The organism is Bacillota bacterium, from assembly GCA_023511455.1.
In the GTDB taxonomy this organism is placed as follows: domain Bacteria; phylum Armatimonadota; class HRBIN16; order HRBIN16; family HRBIN16; genus HRBIN16.
Window position 1 is genome coordinate 1 of sequence record JAIMBJ010000019.1, and the last position, 17,876, is coordinate 17,876.

The 17,876-nt window shown below is 60.5% G+C and carries 13 protein-coding genes; 4 read left to right on the forward strand and 9 right to left on the reverse strand.

Translation table 11 applies throughout. The annotated features are described in order from the left end of the window. Positions 1-215: 215 nt before the first annotated feature. From K6U75_10815 to K6U75_10855, 9 genes are all read right to left on the reverse strand, one after another. Positions 216-2,648: an alpha-mannosidase gene (locus K6U75_10815; protein ID MCL6475528.1), complete on the reverse strand. Its 2,433-nt coding sequence runs from the start codon at positions 2,646-2,648 to the stop codon at positions 216-218. Positions 2,649-2,683: 35 nt separating this feature from the next. Further along, entirely contained in the window at positions 2,684-4,828 is a 2,145-nt protein-coding gene (locus tag K6U75_10820) for a DUF4965 domain-containing protein (GenBank protein MCL6475529.1), read from the reverse strand. Next, positions 4,825-5,931, reverse strand: coding sequence for a restriction endonuclease, SacI family (locus tag K6U75_10825; protein ID MCL6475530.1), 1,107 nt, complete (start codon positions 5,929-5,931; stop codon positions 4,825-4,827). The genes K6U75_10820 and K6U75_10825 overlap by 4 nt, the downstream gene beginning before the upstream one ends. Positions 5,932-5,947: 16 nt before the next feature. Then, positions 5,948-6,862 carry a DNA adenine methylase gene (locus K6U75_10830; protein ID MCL6475531.1) on the reverse strand — a complete coding sequence of 305 codons (915 nt, stop codon included), beginning with the start codon at positions 6,860-6,862 and terminating at the stop codon, positions 5,948-5,950. Between the two features lie 75 nt (positions 6,863-6,937). Then, positions 6,938-9,031, reverse strand: a complete 2,094-nt coding sequence (locus tag K6U75_10835) for a beta-galactosidase (GenBank protein ID MCL6475532.1) — start codon at positions 9,029-9,031, stop codon at positions 6,938-6,940. Between the two features lie 164 nt (positions 9,032-9,195). After that, positions 9,196-9,615: a hypothetical protein gene (locus K6U75_10840; GenBank protein MCL6475533.1), complete on the reverse strand. Its 420-nt coding sequence runs from the start codon at positions 9,613-9,615 to the stop codon at positions 9,196-9,198. Positions 9,616-9,625: 10 nt separating this feature from the next. Then, positions 9,626-10,225, reverse strand: a complete 600-nt coding sequence (locus K6U75_10845) for a hypothetical protein (GenBank protein MCL6475534.1) — start codon at positions 10,223-10,225, stop codon at positions 9,626-9,628. A 13-nt stretch (positions 10,226-10,238) separates the two neighbouring features. Next, on the reverse strand, positions 10,239-11,696 hold the full coding sequence (gene gatA / locus K6U75_10850) for an Asp-tRNA(Asn)/Glu-tRNA(Gln) amidotransferase subunit GatA (GenBank protein ID MCL6475535.1): 1,458 nt from the start codon (positions 11,694-11,696) through the stop codon (positions 10,239-10,241). A 164-nt stretch (positions 11,697-11,860) separates the two neighbouring features. Then, complete coding sequence (locus K6U75_10855; protein MCL6475536.1) at positions 11,861-13,093, reverse strand: DegT/DnrJ/EryC1/StrS family aminotransferase; 1,233 nt, start codon at positions 13,091-13,093, stop codon at positions 11,861-11,863. Between the two features lie 337 nt (positions 13,094-13,430). Here K6U75_10855 and K6U75_10860 point away from each other — a divergent pair, with 337 nt between their 5' ends. From K6U75_10860 to K6U75_10875, 4 genes are all read left to right on the forward strand, one after another. Further along, positions 13,431-13,931 carry a cupin domain-containing protein gene (locus K6U75_10860; GenBank protein MCL6475537.1) on the forward strand — a complete coding sequence of 167 codons (501 nt, stop codon included), beginning with the start codon at positions 13,431-13,433 and terminating at the stop codon, positions 13,929-13,931. Between the two features lie 7 nt (positions 13,932-13,938). Further along, positions 13,939-15,405, forward strand: coding sequence for a glucose-6-phosphate dehydrogenase (gene zwf / locus K6U75_10865; GenBank protein MCL6475538.1), 1,467 nt, complete (start codon positions 13,939-13,941; stop codon positions 15,403-15,405). Next, positions 15,360-16,097: a 6-phosphogluconolactonase gene (gene pgl / locus K6U75_10870; protein MCL6475539.1), complete on the forward strand. Its 738-nt coding sequence runs from the start codon at positions 15,360-15,362 to the stop codon at positions 16,095-16,097. Before zwf ends, pgl begins: the two co-directional genes overlap by 46 nt. 199 nt (positions 16,098-16,296) lie before the next feature. Continuing rightward, positions 16,297-17,721 (forward strand): hypothetical protein, encoded by a 1,425-nt coding sequence (locus tag K6U75_10875; GenBank protein ID MCL6475540.1) that lies wholly within the window; start codon positions 16,297-16,299, stop codon positions 17,719-17,721. Positions 17,722-17,876 lie beyond the last annotated feature (155 nt).

The following is a 17,876-nucleotide window of genomic DNA, read 5'->3' on the forward strand; positions in this document are numbered from 1 at the left end:
GAGGCGTTCTTGCTACCCCTTGTCTTACCTCACCCCCGTCCCCTCTCCTACGAGGAGAGGGGCGTTCCCCCTTCCCTCGCAGGGAAGGGGGCAAGGGGGTTAGGTGATCTATCCTCCAACCACCAATTTCGAACACCCTCAGGTTTTCTCAGATTCGTGGGTGGTTTCTAATGTGAAATGTCACATCGCCATCCAAACAATAGCGTTGCAAAGCGTCAGGTCCTTTCGAGAAGATTTACTTCCATGACCTCTGCTGGCTTGCTTACCGTTACCCTCCAGGTCTTCACCTCGCACGCGCCGATGGGGGCTTCCCATCGAAGCCCCAGCACTGGCATCTCGATTTTCACCGTGCAGGGATGCCCTGCGCTCTCGTATGCCCGCACAATCAGCGCGTCGGCGTCCTCCGCCTTCTTGCACACCGTCAGCAGCACGTTTTGCGGCTCCACCCGCAGGAAAGAAGCCGCTTTGGGCAGGCTGCCCTCGTGCAGATACTCGTTGACAGTGATGGGCGGCACGTTCAGCTCCCATGCCCGACGCGCTACATTTGCCTCCTGCCAGCTGCCCCGATGCGGCACCATGCGGCACACGACTGTCTGAATACCCTGATCGATCGTCGGGTAGCGGCGTTCAGGGTCCAGTCGGTAGGGGTCATGGTGCGCATAGACGGGGCTGCGCAGCAGGCTCAGCCTCAGCTCCGAACCCAGTGCGTCGTAGCCGTATTTGCTGTCGTTCAGCAGGGCGAAGCCGTAGGGGATGCGGCTGCCGTCCTCGTCGGTCGTCCAGCCAGACAAATCCACCCACTGCTGACAGGGTTCCTCCTCTCCGTTAGGTGTCCGAATGGTAAAACCGTAAGGGGCTTCGGCGGTTACCTGCGGCTCCTGCAGGCGCAACTGGAAGGCGAGTTTCAGCATCTTATATTGCTCCTGCCAGTTCACCGTGATGCGGCTCTCCAGCAGGTCTATGTCGCGATAGAGATACAGGCGGTGTATCAGCTCGGAGTTGCCCCAGCGGCTCTCGATGCGCAGGCACGCCCGCACTGCTCCTGCCTCCTCCATCACCAACTTCGCGCCTGCAAACCGCCCCAGATAGGTGCGGAAGGCATCGACGTCATGGCTCCAGGTGTCGCTGGGGTCATCGATAACCACGCCCACACCCGCTGGTGCGGAGAAGACCTCCACGCGGTTGCGCTTATCGAACAGGCGGGACAGGTGTCCGTCGGCGTTGACCTCCAGACGCCAGAAAGCGTTCTCCATCCTTGCGGCTGAATCGGTAGCCTCTATCTCCAGCATCCCTTCGGGTGCGTCCGCCGAGACGGCGACATCCCTCCGCAGCACGCGATAGCCCATAGCAGGTAAGTCCACCACGAAGACCACGCGCGGCTGACCGGCAACGGTGCTGGAAGCGATGCGCTGGGCAAGCAACGGCTTGCCGGTTTCGTCCTGCAACCCCACATCGCACCGTTCCACCTCCACGGGCGCTTTCACCTCCCACGGCAGCGGGTTGAACACCACCAGCGGCATTCCCTCGCCACGCGTGTCTATCGAGCGGGTGAGTGCTTGCAGGCGGGTATGCAGGGTGTAACCGCCCAGCGTCGCCGCGTGCCCGAACAGGTCGCGGGCGTCCTCGTAGCCCTCGGGCAGACTGGTTCCCGCCAGAATGTCGTGGAACTGGTTGAACAGCAGGCTCTGCCACGCCTCGGTGAACGCTGCCTGCGGATAGGGACGCTGTAGCAGCAGCCACGCCATCGATGCCACGCGCTCGGCGGTCATCAGCAGGTGTTCCACGCGGCGGTTCTGGCGTTTGACCTCTGAGTGGGCGGTATAGCAGCCGCGCGCATGGTGCTGCAGCTCCTCCGCGACGACTGGTATGGCTGCGCCCGCATCCGCCTGCGCCTCTGCTGCTTCGAAGAAGGCTTTCAGCGTGCTGAGGCGGACCTCTGGGGCATCGGTCTGCTGCGCCATTGCCAGCAGGGAGCGGATGTTCTGGATGGTAGGACCGCCGCCATGATTGCCCACGCCGTAGAAGACGATGTAATCGGACAGGAAGTCGGGGCTGCCTTCCGCGCATTTCTGCACGTGTTCGGCAAGGTCATCGCCCCAGGTGGCGTAGGAGCGAGTGATGCGCGCTGCCAGCACGCGCGAGCCGTCGGGTGATTGCCACCAGAAGACGTTGGCAGGCAGGCTCTTCTCGTGCGGACCGGGGCGCATGAAGATGTAGCGCGTCAAGCCCGCCCTGCGCAGGATTTGGGGCAAGGTGCCCGCGTGCCCGAAAGAATCGGGGTTGTAGCCGACGGTGGCGGTGACGCCAAAGGTCTTCTGGAAGTATCGCTGGGCGTAAAGGGCATGGCGCACGAACGACTCGCCGCACGGGACGTTGCAGTCGGGCTGCAACCACCATCCGCCCACAATCTCCCAGCGTCCTTCCTGCACCCGCTGGCGGATGGCAGCGAGCATCTCGGGGTCGGTCTGCTCCAGCAACCAGTAGAACGCCGCCGAGCTGCCCGTGAAGTGGAACTCCGGGAACTCCTCCATGCGCTGCAGCACGCTGGCGAAGGTGGCACGGATGGTCTCCAGCCCCTCCGTCCACCGCCACAGCCACACGGGGTCGATGTGCGCGTTACCGATGGCGTGAAGCCTTTTGTTCTGCACCAGGCCGTTCCTCCCTGTCGTTATCCTGCTTGATTTCAATACCACTCCACGCGCAAGCCGCCCGGCAACTTCTCGCCTTCCAGCGCGCCCGTCACCCCTGCATCCGTCAGGTGATAGGTCACGAACGGCACCTCCCCTTGTTGCCAGTCTGCCAGGGGCAACAGCGGCACGCGGCAGGGATACGGGGCTGTCCTGCGCAGACGCACCACTCCCTGCGTACGGTCTATTTGCAGACCGCACATCGCGAACAGGTAGCCGATGGAGGTGATACCCCGCGGGTAGAAGCAAAGGTTGTTGGTGAAGTAGGTGTCGATGAACCCCTTGTTCAGTCCCGCGGTGTTCATGAGTTGCTCCATCGCCATGTACCTCGAAGAGTTATCGGGCAAGCCGACGTCGAGATAGGCAGCGATGTAGTCGCGCCACAGATTCTGAGAAAGCCACACGTTGCTTTTGTCCGCACTGGTGTGCGTGCAGCCGTACTCGGTGAGCGCATGCCGATAGGCGTTGGCGATGTCCTGTTTCATGCGCCAGAGGTCCACGGGCGGCGTGTGTCCGCTCATCAGCAGGTAGAGCAAGCCGTTGGCGGTGTAGATGGAGTAGGCGTCCCAGCCGCTCAGCTCGCCGTGCAACGGCTCGCCCGTCCAGGGGTCGTGCAAGCCTTCGGCGGTGCGCTCCAGGCAGACGGCATAGTGGTCGCCCAGCCAGGCGTGTGCGTCGAGAGTTTCCCGAATGCGCGTGACGATGCGCTCACACTGCGCCTGCCATTCGGCATCTCCAAGCGCGCTCGCCAGCTGCGCCGCGGCATGGCACGCGGAGAGCGTTTTGACCGCGAGGTATACCTGCTCTCGCGCGTACTGCACCGCGGCGGAGGCATCGTCGATGGTGTTTGCTACCCCTTCGTTTGGGAAGCCGTTACCAGTGGTATCGCTGCGCTCGAAGTAGTTTACGAGTCGCTTGCACAGCGCATGATGTCGACGCGCGGGCGCCAGGTTGCCCGCCCACCGCCAGTAGGCGTGCAGCATCAGCAGGTAGTTTGCGTTCTCTTCCACCTGCATGGGATGGGGATAAGCCTGCGAACCCACCTGCGCGTGCGTGCCCATGTCGTGCGCGAGGTAGCTGCCCACTTCGTCCTGCATCTCGAATCGCGCCCACTCGTCCAGCAGCTTCTCCAGCAAAGGCAGCCAGAAGGCGAAGTAGACCAGCCCGTTGTTGTACTCCACGTCCACCGTACTGTGGAAATAGCAGGAACCTTCCCATACGCTGAACCACTCTTCGCCCTGCTCGTCCACCACCCACCAGCTGTTTAGCAGGAAGTTCTGGAACGAGAAGCGGATGAGGTCCAGCTGCGATTTGCTAAGACTTGCTTCGTCCAGCAGGCTCTCGGTGAATGCCGTCTTGCGCAGAAGGGTGTCCTGTTGCTCCCTTGCGAAGCGTGCCACGTCCTCCACGCTGGCGAAATGGCGTGTGTACAGGAACCGCATCGGCTTGCCGAACACTTCCAGCACGGGTGCATCCACGTATGCACACCACGCGAAGCGCAGAGTGGCTTCCTCGCCGCGAGAGAAGTCAAAGGGAAGTGATAGCCCGTCGTTGTCGATGGATGCTCCGTCGGTCAATGGCACGAGCCGTTCGTGCGCCGTCGGTGGCGTATCACCGACAATAAAGTCTTTGATGGAGAAGCGGTCGTCCGCCACCTGCGAGATAACATATTCCATCGCCAGTGCGTCGGGCAGGGCGGTGAACTGCAAGCCCTCCCGTTTCAGACGCACCAACAGCCTGCCCTGCTGCAAGGGATTTTGGGTGTTTGTCCAGAAGAGACGATGCTGTGGCTGCACCCGCAGGGTGAAATAGAGCACTGGCGCAATGGAGGTGGAGACGTCGTGCGGATAGAAGGGAGCGGTTACTTCCAGCGTCAAGCGAACGCCGTACTTGACGGAATGCGCGGTATAGCGCACGCCGCAAAGGCGCAGCTCCTGTTCCACCGCGTCGAACATCTCCGCCTCGCGGGTAAACGGTAGGGCAACCACCTCACCGCTCTCTGTCTGCACCCCGATGGTCAGGTCTAGAGGCTGGTCTATCCATCTGCCCAGCGCGGAGTGCAACACATGACGATGGTAGGGATCGAACACCAGTGTGAAGCGCGATCCCAGTCGGCTAACAGATGTCGCGAACAGGTTCATCTCTCCACCTCGTTAGGGATTGTCTTACTGAAGAGCTGCTGGACAGCATCGTTCCATGCCATCTTTATCGCTGCAGGCGCACCGTTCAACAGCTCCGTGAATTCTTTCAGAAAAACCTTCCTGCCCTCATTCCCAGCGGTGGCAAGGTTGTAATAGACCCAGTCCTGCACGCGGATGAAGCCAACCTCATGCCCCTGTGCAAATAGCATTTCTGCCAGCAATTTGGCGTCTTTTTGAGGTTCTAGGTTGGTGAAAGCGAAAAGATAATCGCGCAAACCGAGCTGGGAAATCTTGTCGCGCAGCGTGGTTTCAACCCTGCCTCTATCTACCTCGCGTTCTGTCACCTCGATGACGAGATATATTTGCCCTCCATCCCATACTGTGACATCTCCTCCAACACCAGAGGTCCGGTCGGCAACATTAATGGGCTGCCATTTAATATCCCATGCCAGGCGATACACCTGTTTCATAGCGCGCAGAAGAGCCACCGTGATTAGGACAGGCAACACACCCCCGCTTGGGCGGGACAGGAGATTTGCAACTACCTGGGCAATTTGATCTAAGCTCATCCGATCAAGAGCACCAACAGGAACTCTTGAACTCTCCCGCAGCTCCACGAAACGATACAGCAGGTAGCGCAGAAGGATTCTCGCCTGGTCAGGGTCCGCCTGTTTCAGCACTTCAATGTATCGCAAGAAAGCGTCGTAGCCCGTCTTGTCGCGCAGTCCTTCACGCGTTTCATGGACAAACCGTACGCTTCGTCGGAATACGGCGAGATATGGACCTTTGGAGCAGGGAACTTGCCGCGAAACAAGGAAAGGGTTGACTACCTGTTCGTCTAGCGTACGCCCACTAAAGGCGTTGCTACCATGACCTGCATAGGGTAATGTGATATCGATGCGGGAGTCGATAACACGAGCTAACGCACAACCCAATAAAGCCTCACGAAAAGCCTGAGTACGTGTGGTAAACAGAATGTCCGCTGCGTCGCGAAGGATAGGGTCTACATCAATAGGAGATGCACTAAGGTAAGCACGTTCGGCCATATCGAACTCGTGTTGCAGTAATCTCTGGGCAGTCTCTAAATCGATGCGTATTGCCACCGCTTTTTGAACCTCTTCAAACAGGCACTCGATAATTGATCCATAGGGCTTCTTGTCGCGGCTGTTTCACCGAGTGGCAGGTTTTTACTGGCGCGAGAATACACTCCCAATCCCCATAAAGCTCGTCCATCAGTGGACAGCGGTACCCCGATATCGCGACCATTCCCTTGCATTCGTGCAACACCTTCGCCAGCTCCCTGTGAGCGGAGGCGTCCATCTCAAAACCATAGGCGCGTCTATCGCCGCGCGTATCTGGCACATACGGCGGGTCACAGTAGAACAGTGTTCGTGGGGAGTCGTAAAGTCGAATGACCTCAATAGCAGGGCGGTTTTCAATCTGCACGCGAAGCAGGCGTTGTGCGATGTCTGGCAGCAGGTCTATCCCTCCCAGCCACCGCGACACGGCACCGGACATTCCTCTCCTCGAGGTATTGATGCAGTTTGCCCATCTGCCCAATGTTGCTGTCTGCGCGAGCCCCGTGCGCGCTTGCCTGGCGCGGACGTAGAAGCGTCTGGCTCGTTCAAGGTCGGAGATATCCTCCTCAGGCGGGGAGATAGCCAGTTCAAACTCTTCCCGTGAAAACGGTGTCAGGGCTATCGCCTTAATCAGTTCGTCTGTTTGCTCACGAAGCACCCTGAAAAAGTTTACCACCTCACCGTCCAAGTCGTTGTACGTCTCCACCGGTGAGGGTTCTCTATTCAACAGGACCGCAGCAGACCCTCCGAATGGCTCACAGTAATGATGTGCTGGCGGAAGTAGTGGTAGCAACCAGTCAAGGTGAGAGTATTTTCCCCCATACCATCCGAAGGCAATCAGCCTGCGGGTTCGCGATCGCCCGTTGCGCGTCACCAGTGGGTCGACTCGACGCGTTCCCTGCCCAGGCGAAGTCAAGAACAGAGCTGGTTCCTCACCGAATTCGAAGAGTTCCATGTTATCCCCTCGCAAACTTCCCTGTATCTATTTTGGTACATTTCCGGAACCGCGTCAAGCACAGAAATTATCCCCCTACACTCTGTAGCACAATCTCACCTGCGTGGGGTCGCCGCCGACTTCTTCAAAAAGCACCAGCACGTTCTGTTCCACCAGCCAGTCGGCGGGCAGGTGGTAATAGCGCTGCGTGGGTAAGCCCTCGCCTTCCTGATACACCGCCTGCAGCAGCCACTCCTCCGGCTTGCCGGTGCCAGGCGCCAGCCAGTACCGCCCGACGCATCGCCCGTTCAGCCATGCCATGCCTTTCGTCATTCCGTTCAGGTCTAAAGCCAGCGGAGCACTGCTCTTGGGACGTTCAAAGGTCGTTTTCCACCAGCAAAGCGGTTTCCCACGCGCTACCTCAATGCTGCTCTCCCAGCGTACCAGCGCGCTGCCTTCGGCATAGACACGGTGATGCTCGCCTTTCAGCCCCGCTTCGATACGCCATGGTGCTTCCAGAGGCTCACCACGCCACAGCAGCTTGCCCCAGAAACCCTTGCGTTCGTCCACCATGTTGCGCTCGCCCAGCATCCAGTCGCCCTTAACCAGTCCCAGCGCGCAGCACAGGATGGCTAAGGTATGCTCACCTGTACTCATCTCGATTTCAAACCGCTGCGTGAAGGTGTCCAGGTCGTCCAGGTTGCGGTTCTCGGGCAAAGGCGGTTGTGTCGTGGCGACAAACTGCCCGTCCAGAAACAGATGCACCACGTCCGCAACCCCCTGCAGTTCCAGCACGCCTTTGCCTTCCTGATGCGGCAGCACCATCAGTTTGGCAACGTACCAGCAGTAGTCGGTCTGGTCGCGGGTGAACTGCAGTTGCTCCACTGGCTTGTCGGAAAGGACGGGCGGGTGCAACGGTATCGCTTCGCTGCCGGGAAGCGGCTCTACCCACCACTGGAATGGCGCGAGCTTGGGGTCGCAGACTTCGAAGCGTCGCTCTATGACATCGCGCGGCTCCACCTGCGCCGTGTTCATCAGAGGCGTGCCGTCGCCGATGAGTGTCACCGACTGCGGCGGCAGCTGGTAACGATGTCTCTGGTATGAGACAGACACCGTCCTTTGCGTGTCATCATTGCACAGGAAAACCAGCGACCGCCCATCATGTCGGTAAGTGTACACCAGAACGCCCTCGGATAGCGTTTCCGGGTGGGCGCGTTCGCTCTCCACCAGCACCGTCGCGTATTCCCGCAGGATGCGATGCAGACGCGCCAGATGGTACATCTTGGTGGTGGGCAGCCCGTATTCGTCCAGTGGGGCGTCGTAGTCGTAGCTGGTGGTTTGCAGGAAGCTGCCGTCGCGGTCGAAGTTGGTGCCGCCGTGCCACATGTAGTAATTCATGCCTGTTCCACCAGCCGCAAAGAATCGTGCGGCGGCGTATGCCACGTTCTCGGGCGTGCGGCGGTTGTGCGGGTATCCCCACAGGTCGTACCAGCCGGGCCAGTGTTCCGTCCACAGCGCGGGCTTGTCGGGGTAGCGGGCGAAGTAATCGTCCAGCTCGCGATGCGCGTAAAAGGCGTTGATGGTCTCGATGGTTCCGGGCGCACCGCCTTTGCACATCACCCATGGCACGCCTACCTGCAGGGTCCGCGTCATCTCGGCAAGGCGGTTCAGGTAACGTTCGCCTTCCTCCCCGTAGCGCCACGCGATGTTGCCGTATTCGTTTTCAATCTGCGCAAGGATGATGGGACCGCCCTGAGGCGCGAAGTACGGACGCACGTAGTCGCACAGCAGCCTCACCCACTGCTCCATCTCCCGCAGGAACGGTTCATTGTCGGTGCGCATCCGGATGCCAGGCACGTCGCGCAGCCAGGCTGGCAGACCACCGTAGTTGGTCTCCGCGCAGATATAGGGGCCGATGCGCAGGATAACATACAGTCCCAGCTCCTGTGCGATGTCCAGAAAGCGGCGGATATCCAGCCTGTCGGAGAAATCGTATATCCCGCGGAAGCGTTCGTGCAGGTTCCAGAAGACGTAGGTCTCGACGGTGTTTAACCCTGCCTCTTTACTGCGCTCCATCAACGACCGCCACATTCCGGGGGTGCTGCGGGGGTAGTGTATCGCTCCGCTCAGCAACAGTGTCCGTTTGCCATCGATGGTGACAGCACGGTGGTCGTAACTCACGTTCGGCATAATAGTTCCTCTGTTTTCGTGTGTTTGTTCAGGATTCGGTGTTTGCCCTCACCCCCGACCCCTCTCCCAGCGCTGCGGGAGAGGGGAGCAGGCTCTCCCCCTTCCCTTGCAGGGAAGGGGGCTGGGGGGTTAGGTTCGCTCCAACCTCTTCCTGCGCGTTGGCGTCATTCTCGTCGAGGGGCGGGACGCTCCTCGAAGTAATCCGGGTTTTGGCACTCCAATACATGGTGTCGGAAGGCTTCAATTAGTTGCTCCGCTTCTGAGCGCAAGCGAAAAGTGCCCTTCACCTCGCCCTGCCAGACGTCCTGCTGCACCCAGTCGGGCACAGGCATGAAGACCACTGGCTCGGGGGTATCCACCTCCACACACAGAATCAGCGGCGCACCTGGATTGTCGTGCCAGAACAGGAACTCCAGAATCACGCTATGCGGGGTATAATGCGCACTGCTCATCTGCATCTCCCGCATCTGCATCGCCTCTTCATAGGTCTTCTGGTCGAATCGCCCGACAGGCGGTGGCTGTTTGTGCTGCAACGCCTCCAGAATCTGCCTTCGGGTGGTATTGGTGAACTCGCGCAGGGTCATTGTCGCCACCTCATCTCTGGTGCTGATTGAGCCACTCCTCGACCTCCTCGACGCTCTGCTGGTAGTTGGAAATCTCCTGTTGAAGTGCCGTTAAAGCTTCCAGCAAGCCCTCGGGCGGCTCCGGAGCGACACGCGGTTGCGAATGGAGCAGCAGTACTTTGTCGTGCAGCACATCCAGCGCGACCAGCCACTGATGCACCTGCGCCTCGATCTGCCTCGCCACCAGCAGAGCGCGATTGCGCTGACGACGCGCCTCGTCGAGCTGTTTCAGGGTCAACTGGTAAGTGATAGCGAGCTCGAGCTCTCCGCGATGCTCATACCACCATGCCAGCCCAGTGAACCACAGCCGCTGAAACCACCGGTCTGGCGGCAGGTGTATCAGGATGCGGTCTTGCTGGAGCAGGTGCTCATAAATACCCGCCTGCAACCGTTGCAGGCTGTCGGGCAGGTCGCGCAGACATTCGCGGCTGTGTTGCGGCAGAGCGCGGTAGGTGCGCAGGATTCTGGCAGCACGCTCCTTCGCCTGCTTCCACAACGCCTGCGTGCGTCCGTGTCGCAACCGCCTTGCTTGCCACTGTCTCCACCTTTCCAGCCAGACACGCAGGAACATGGTCGCTCCTACCTTACAGCGCCGGTTTGCGCCGGTGCCAGTCGGTTGCCTGCTCATAGGTGTAGGCTACGCGCAGGATGGTCTCCTCGTCCCACGGCTTGCCGATAATCTGCAGACCAATCGGCAATCCGTCCTGAAACCCGCAGGGCATTGCCAGCGCAGGCAAGCCCGCGATGTTCACTGGAATGGTGCACACATCCGCCAGCTTCATCGCCAGCGGGTCTTCCGCCTTTTCGCCGATTCGGAAAGCAACGGTGGGCGACGTCGGGGTGAGGAGCACATCGTAACGCTCGAACGCACGGTCGAAGTCTCGGCGGATGAGCGTGCGCACCTGCTGTGCTTTCAGGTAGTAGGCATCGTAGTAGCCCGCCGACAGCGCATAGGTGCCTATCATGATGCGCTGCTTGACTTCCGCACCGAAGCCCTCGCCGCGAGTCTGCTCCACCATGTCGATGTGTCCTTTCAGCTCCTGCGTGCGCCAGCCGTACTTGACGCCATCATAGCGGGCGAGGTTGGAACTCGCCTCGGCGGGGGCGAGGATGTAGTAGCACGCCAGCCCGTACTCAATGTAGGGCAAAGAGGTCTCTTCCGCAACGGCTCCCACACTTTCCAGCAGGCGCACCGCCTGATACACAGCGTCAGTCACTTCGGGAGCTACTCCCTGCGCGAAGAACTCTTTCGGCACGCCGATGCGCAGCCCTTGCACCTCCGGCACCAGCGCAGCGGTGAAATCGGGCACGGGGACGTCCACACTGGTGGAGTCGCGATAGTCCTTGCCGCAGATGGCGTTGAGCAACAGCGCGCAGTCGGTGACGTCTTTGGTAATGGGTCCAATCTGGTCGAGGGAAGAGGCGTATGCCACCAGCCCGTATCGGCTGACGCGCCCGTAGGTGGGTTTCATCCCCACCACACCACACAACGCGGCAGGCTGCCGGATGGAGCCGCCCGTGTCGGAACCCAGCGCGGCAATGCACATGTCCGCTGCCACCGCCGCCGCCGAGCCCCCACTGCTGCCCCCAGGCACACAATCCAGATTCCACGGGTTGCGCGTGACAAAGAACGCCGAGTTCTCGGTGGAGGAACCCATGGCAAACTCGTCCATGTTCGCCTTGCCCACGAACACCGCGTGCCGTTGGCGGAGCTGTTCCACCACATGGGCGTCGTACGGCGGCACGAAGTTTTGCAGTATCTTAGAAGCGCAGGTAGTCAGCACGCCGCGCGTGCAGAGGTTGTCCTTCAGCGCAAGCGGGATGCCCGTTAGCGCGTCGCCCTCACCTGCCTGCAGCAGGCGGTCCGCCTCCTCTGCTTGTTGCAGGGCAAGTTCGGGTGTGCGGGTGATATAGGCGCGCACCTTCGGCTCCACAGCTTCGATGCGCTCCAGCACCGCCTGAGTGAGTTCACGGCTGGTTATCTCCCGCCTGCGCAGCAGGTCGTGCGCCTCATGGATGGTCAGACTGCATAACTGGCTCATCTCACTCCCGTGTTCCACATCTATCGTCATTTGAAGTTGGGTCACCTCACCCCTGACCCCTCTCCTAGAACGAGAGGGGTGTGCTGCTCTACCTTCCCTCGCAGGGAAGGGGGATGTGGGGGTGGGTTCCATACATACCATTATACCGCCCTTTTGCCTGGCTGTCACCGTGTAAACGCACGCTGTACCTTAGCCACCGCTGTAGCGATGTCTGCCATGTCCTGCTCATCGCCGAGCAGCATGTTCTGGTACAGCCACACTGCCTCCTCGTAGCACGCCCGCTCGCACACTGGGCAGTGTACCTTCGAATAATCCTTCAGCGTGCTGAGCTGGCACAGGTCTTTAGAGATAGGGCGGTTCAGGAAAACGCGCTCTTTATACAGCGGCACGTATCCTGCCGTGCAGGGGATGCCTTCCGCGCTCAATGCTTTGAGAAAGTCTTCGCGCGGACGTCCGCCGAAATGGCTTTTGTCATAGCGGAAGATGTACAGGTGATAGGCGTGTCGCGTCACGCGTGGATCCGGTCGGGGTGGTCGGATGCCCGGAATCTGCGACAGCATCTCGGTGAGCTTGCGTGCGTTTTGGGTGCGCCGTTCGGTCTGCTCAGGCAGGCGCTGGAGTTGTGCCAGCAGAATCGCTGCTTGAAACTCGGTCATGCGGAAGTTACTGCCCAGCACGTGATGTTCGTACCAGCGTCCGCCGCGCACCCTGCCCACGTTGTGCACCGACCACACCTGGTCCGCCCAGTGGGGGTCGTTGGTTAGCACCGCACCGCCCTCGCCCGCGTTGAGGTTCTTGCTCGCCTGAAAGCTGAAACACCCCATATCGCCAATCGCGCCCACTTTGGTGCCCTTCCACTCGGCAGCGTGCGCCTGCGCGGCATCCTCAATCACCAGCAGGTTGTGTTTGCGTGCGACCTCCAGCACGCCGTCCATGTCTGCCGGGCATCCAGCGATGTGCACGGGAATAATCGCCCTCGTGCGTGGGGTAATCGCCTCCTCGATTTTCGTGGGGTCGATGTTCAGGCTCTCCTCCTCCACGTCTACGAACACGGGTGTCGCGCCTACTGACAGCACTGCGGTGGCCGTGGCAATGAAGGTATATGGCGGCACGATGACCTCATCCCCGCAGCCGATATGTGCCGCACGAAGAGCTACCTCCAGTGCCGCTGTGCCGTTGGTGACGCACACGGCAAACTGCGCATCCTGAAATCGGGCGAAGGCTGCCTCGAACTCCCGCACCTTCGTACCCTCGACCGACCACCACTTACCACTGCGCACCACCTCCAGCAACGCCTCTTCTTCGGTCCTGTCAAAGACGGGCCAGGTAGGCCAGCCGCGTGCGCGTACGGGCGTGCCCCCCTCAACGGCTAAGGTGTCTGCCGTGCTGTGTATCATGGTCTCAGCCTCCCGCAGTCTTTAGCACAGGATTCGCTTTTCAGCGGAAGATTCCTGTCGGTAGTGCGGCGCGCGCTGAAAGCGTAAAGACAAACTCAGACAATACACACTCCTGTTGATGTGGTAACAGAAAGGCTTTTGCTTATTGGCGGGCTTTCATCCGGGCAGACAATGGTACAAAAGGCGGAGAACGAACGCCTCTTCGCACTCACACCCCTTTATGGCAGAAATCCGCGCAAAAAGAATACCCTTACAGGTGCTACAACTTTGGCGAAAGAGGTAAAATGCAGTGTGGTACAGCAACAGCTTTTTACTTGCCTGGCAGAGGGTCATCACGATGAACGCTGAGGCGCAACACTGGATCGAAGCGCTACGGTTGCAACCGCATCCCGAAGGAGGTTACTATCGGGAAACTTACCGCTCCAGCCAGCGACTGCTGGGGTGTTGCCTTTCCCAGCACGAGGGACCACGCGTCGCGGCAACCGCCATCTACTTCCTCTTGCCGGGTGAGCAGTTTTCCGCTCTGCATCGCCTGCGCTCCGATGAGATATGGCATTTCTATGCGGGCAGCCCATTGACCCTGTATATCATTGACCCGCAGGGCAATCTCTCTCAAGTCAAGCTGGGAAAAGATATCGACAACGACGAATCGTTGCAGGTGATGGTACCAGCTGGCTGCTGGTTCGGAGCAACAGTGGACGCACCCGACGGTTACACGCTGGTGGGCTGTACGGTAGCACCCGGTTTCGAGTTCGAGGACTTCGAGCTGGGTCATCGCGAAGAGTTGATAGAACGCTATCCGCAGCACCGCGAACTGATTGAGCGGTTAACGAGGTAACAGCGAAATGCACAGTACCCGACTGGTAATATTCGGCGCGACCGGGGACCTGACGCGACGGTTTCTGGTGCCGGCGCTTTACCGTCTGCACCGCGCCGGTTTGCTGGAGCCCGACCTGCAAATCGTTATCTATGCCCGTCGCCCCCTGACGCTGGAGACTTTTCTGGATGGCATGGAGAGCGCATTGCGCGAGACGGGCAGGGACATGAGCGCGTGGGAGCAGTTTGTGCGCCGCTTTGTCGCCTATGTGCAGGGCGGGCTGGACGCAGAGGGAGTGCGCCAGCTGCGCGACTGGATAGACGGCAACGCGGTGTTCTACCTGGCTCTGCCGCCCGGCTTGTTCGCGGAGGCGGCGGAGTATCTCGCCCTGGCAGGGCTTCACGAAGAGAAATCGGGCTACCGTCGGCTGGTCATCGAGAAGCCCTTCGGGCAGGACCTGCAAAGCGCACACCATCTGCAACAGCGCGTGAGCCGATACTGGCGCGAGGAACAGGTCTTCCGCATTGACCACTATCTGGGCAAGGAGACGGTGCAGAATATCCTGGTCTTCCGGTTCGCCAACCTGTTGATGGAGTCGTTGTGGAACCGCAATTACGTGGATTGCGTGCAGATTACCGCCGCTGAAACCGCTGGCGTGGAAGACCGTTCTGGCTACTACGACCAGTCGGGCGCGCTACGCGACATGGTACAAAACCACCTGACGCAGTTGTTCACCCTGACCGCGATGGAGCCTCCCGCCAGCCTGGACCCGGATGCCCTGCGCAGCGAGAAGGTGAAAGTGCTGGAGTGCGTGCGTCCCATCCCGAAGAATGCCGTGGGGGCGTTTGCAGTGCGTGGACAGTATACACGTGGCAGGCTGGACGGCGTCGAGGTGCCGGGCTATCTGGAGGAACCCGGTGTGTCGCCAAACTCCACCACCGAAACGTATGCCGCTATCAAGCTGTACGTGGACAACTGGCGATGGCAGGGGGTGCCTTTCTACCTGCGCACGGGCAAGCGATTGGCGGCGGAGCGCAGCGAAATCGCCATCCGGTTCAAATCACCACCGGTACAGCTGTTCCGGCGCACCCCGCTGGACCATGTCGAACCCAACAGCGTGGTCTTTGAGATGAAGCCCTCGGAAGCCATGTTGCTGGTGGCGCAGGCGAAAACCGTCGGACTGGAGATGGGCGCACGCACCATTGTGCTACGTGCCTGTTACCGCGAGGTGGGTGAGGAGGGCTACGAAGCGTATGAAACCCTGCTGTTGAGCATCCTGCAGGGCGACCGCACCTACTTCCTGCGCTTCGATGAGGTGGAAATGGCGTGGGAGATACTGGACCCGGTGCTGCGGGCGTGGCAGACGCAGAACGTGCCAATGGCGTTTTACCCGGCGGGCAGCGAGGGACCGCGTGAGGCGGAACGGATACTGGACTCATCGACTCACCAATGGCGACCTCTGAAAGGCGAACCGGTCGGCTCCGAGTGCAGGTAGCCGACAGCGCAGACGAACTCATCCGGGCTGTTGCGGAAGCGATAGCCGCACGGGTCACGGAGGTGCTTTCCCGGCAGGCCAGTTTCAGCCTGGCTCTGTCGGGCGGCAATACTCCGCGCGCACTGTATCGCCTGCTGGCACAGGAGTATCGCCAGCGGGTGGAGTGGAACCGCGTGCATCTCTTCTGGGGCGATGAGCGATACGTTCCGCACGACCATCCCGCCAGCAACTACCGGATGGCGCGGGAGACGCTGATAGACCCTCTGGGCATCCCATCGCAAAACGTGCATCCGATGCCCACCGACGAGCCGACCCCCGATGAGGCCGCCTTCCGCTACGAACAGGAACTGCGCCGCTTCTTCGGCACAGAACCGCGCTTTGACCTCGTGTTGCTGGGTATGGGCGCAGACGGACACACCGCTTCCCTTTTCCCGGGCACGCCCGCCCTGCAGGAGCGCATCCGCTGGGTAGCCGTCGGCGAAGCCCCGTCGGAACCCCGTATCCGCCTCACGTTAACGCTACCCGTGCTGAACGCCGCACACGCCGTGTACTTTGTGGTGACGGGGGAGGACAAGGCGGAGACCGTGCGCCGGGTGCTGATGGAACAGGAGCCGTTGCCCGCCGCGCTGGTGCAGCCGGAGCAGGGCGACCTCATCTGGTGGCTGGACGCAGCAGCGGCAAGAGGCGTATAATGGATAGGAGTTATGTCAATGCGGTGTAGACCCAGCAGTCATGCTTTTTCAGCAAGCGGAGAGGCCATTTCTTGTCATGCTGAACGCGCAGTGAAGCATCTCTGAGATTCTTCGCTTCGCTCAGAATGACAGCTGATGTCGCTTTATCAAGCAAAATCATCGATAGTCTTTCAACTGCGTAACTCACAGACGAGCCATTATGTCTCTTGAGATATACAATACCGCTCTGCACCTGTTGCCGCTGCGCACGCGGATGCCCTTCCGCTACGGCATCGCCACCGTGCACGAGCTGCATCATGCCGTCCTGCGCGTCACCATGGCCGTGAACGGGCGGCGGGTAGAAGGTTGCTCTGCCGACCACCTCGCGCCTCGCTGGTTTGTGAAAGAGCCCAGTCTCAGCGCGGGTCAGGAGCGACAACTTTTGCTGCGCTCCATCCACCATGCCGCCGACCTTGCCCGTGAGGCAGGAGAGGTTTCTACGCCTTTCGACCTGTGGTGGCTGGTCTACCACGCCCAAAGGGATTGGGCGCGGGCGGAAGGCGTTGCCCCGCTGGTGGCAGCCTTTGGGGTGAGTCTGGTGGAGCGGGCGGTCATCCACGCCTTCTGCACGGCAATAGGAAAGCCGTTCGGCTGGGCGTTGCACGACGGCTCACTGGGCGTGCAGCTGGAACGGATTTACCCCGCGCTGGCAGGCACGCAACCGCGCGACTATCTGCCCACCGAACCGCGACCGCGCATCACCGTGCGCCACACTGTCGGCTTAAGTGACCCGCTGACCGAAACAGACATCGCTCCCGAAGAGCGGTTGGATGACGGCTTGCCGCAGTCGTTGCAGGCGTGCATCCGCACGTATCGGCTGACTCATTTCAAGGTCAAACTGAGCGGCGACCCGCAGTTCGACCACGCGCGGCTGCGACAGCTAGCACGGCTGCTGCCGCAGGAGTGTCCCTCCTATCGCTTCACGCTGGACGCCAACGAGATGTATCCCGATATCCAATCCTTCCGCGCTTTTTGGGAGCAGCTGCAGGCGGACGCGAGCCTGCGCGATTTTCTGCAACGGCTGATATTCGTGGAGCAACCTCTCCACCGCGACGAGGCGCTGACCGAACGCACCCGCGAGGAGCTGTACCGCTGGAAAAACCACCCGCCCGTGATTATCGACGAATCCGACGCGGAGCTGCACACCCTGGCGGTTGCGCTGCAGTATGGTTACTCGGGGTGCAGTGTGAAGAGCTGCAAAGGCGTCTTCAAGGGCATTGCCAACGCCTGTCTTGCCGAGCATCTGCGCCTTCAGGGACAGCAAGTGCTGGTGAGCGGCGAAGACTTGACCACTGTCCCGCCAGTTTCCCTGCAGCAGGACCTCGCGCTGATGGCGAACCTCGGCATCGAACATGTGGAGCGCAACGGTTATCACTACTTCCGCGGGCTGAGCATGTTGCCGCAGGAGCAACAGGAGCGGCTGCTGAACGACCACCCCGACCTCTTCACCCGCCATCCGCAGGGGTTTGTGACGCTCAGGGTGACGAAGGGTCAACTGCACACCGAAAGCGTCACCGCCGCCCCGTTTGGGGTAGCAGGTTGTCAGGCACAGGAGCGCAGTGAGGCAGGAGACGTAAGGCAATAACAGGACGGTGGGCGAGAAGGCAATCAGGCAAGCCCTGGTCAGCACGGAGTTGCCGAAACGCAGTCAGGTGCCTCCCAGCCATTCACCGGCCCCTGCTCGCTCAACACCGCATCCCGCGAGATAAACCGCCCGACTTCTAGGGCGTGGATTGGTCA

What these genes read in the sequence shown, in the direction of transcription:
- zwf (MCL6475538.1), top strand. Translation starts at nt 13,939, where the DNA reads ATGCACAGTACCCGACTGGTAATATTCGGCGCGACCGGGGACCTGACG.
- K6U75_10820 (MCL6475529.1), bottom strand. Translation starts at nt 4,828, where the DNA reads ATGAACCTGTTCGCGACATCTGTTAGCCGACTGGGATCGCGCTTCACA.
- K6U75_10875 (MCL6475540.1), top strand. Translation starts at nt 16,297, where the DNA reads ATGTCTCTTGAGATATACAATACCGCTCTGCACCTGTTGCCGCTGCGC.
- gatA (MCL6475535.1), bottom strand. Translation starts at nt 11,696, where the DNA reads ATGAGCCAGTTATGCAGTCTGACCATCCATGAGGCGCACGACCTGCTG.
- K6U75_10860 (MCL6475537.1), top strand. Translation starts at nt 13,431, where the DNA reads ATGAACGCTGAGGCGCAACACTGGATCGAAGCGCTACGGTTGCAACCG.
- K6U75_10835 (MCL6475532.1), bottom strand. Translation starts at nt 9,031, where the DNA reads ATGCCGAACGTGAGTTACGACCACCGTGCTGTCACCATCGATGGCAAA.
- K6U75_10840 (MCL6475533.1), bottom strand. Translation starts at nt 9,615, where the DNA reads ATGACCCTGCGCGAGTTCACCAATACCACCCGAAGGCAGATTCTGGAG.
- K6U75_10845 (MCL6475534.1), bottom strand. Translation starts at nt 10,225, where the DNA reads ATGTTCCTGCGTGTCTGGCTGGAAAGGTGGAGACAGTGGCAAGCAAGG.
- K6U75_10855 (MCL6475536.1), bottom strand. Translation starts at nt 13,093, where the DNA reads ATGATACACAGCACGGCAGACACCTTAGCCGTTGAGGGGGGCACGCCC.
- pgl (MCL6475539.1), top strand. Translation starts at nt 15,360, where the DNA reads ATGGCGACCTCTGAAAGGCGAACCGGTCGGCTCCGAGTGCAGGTAGCC.
- K6U75_10830 (MCL6475531.1), bottom strand. Translation starts at nt 6,862, where the DNA reads ATGGAACTCTTCGAATTCGGTGAGGAACCAGCTCTGTTCTTGACTTCG.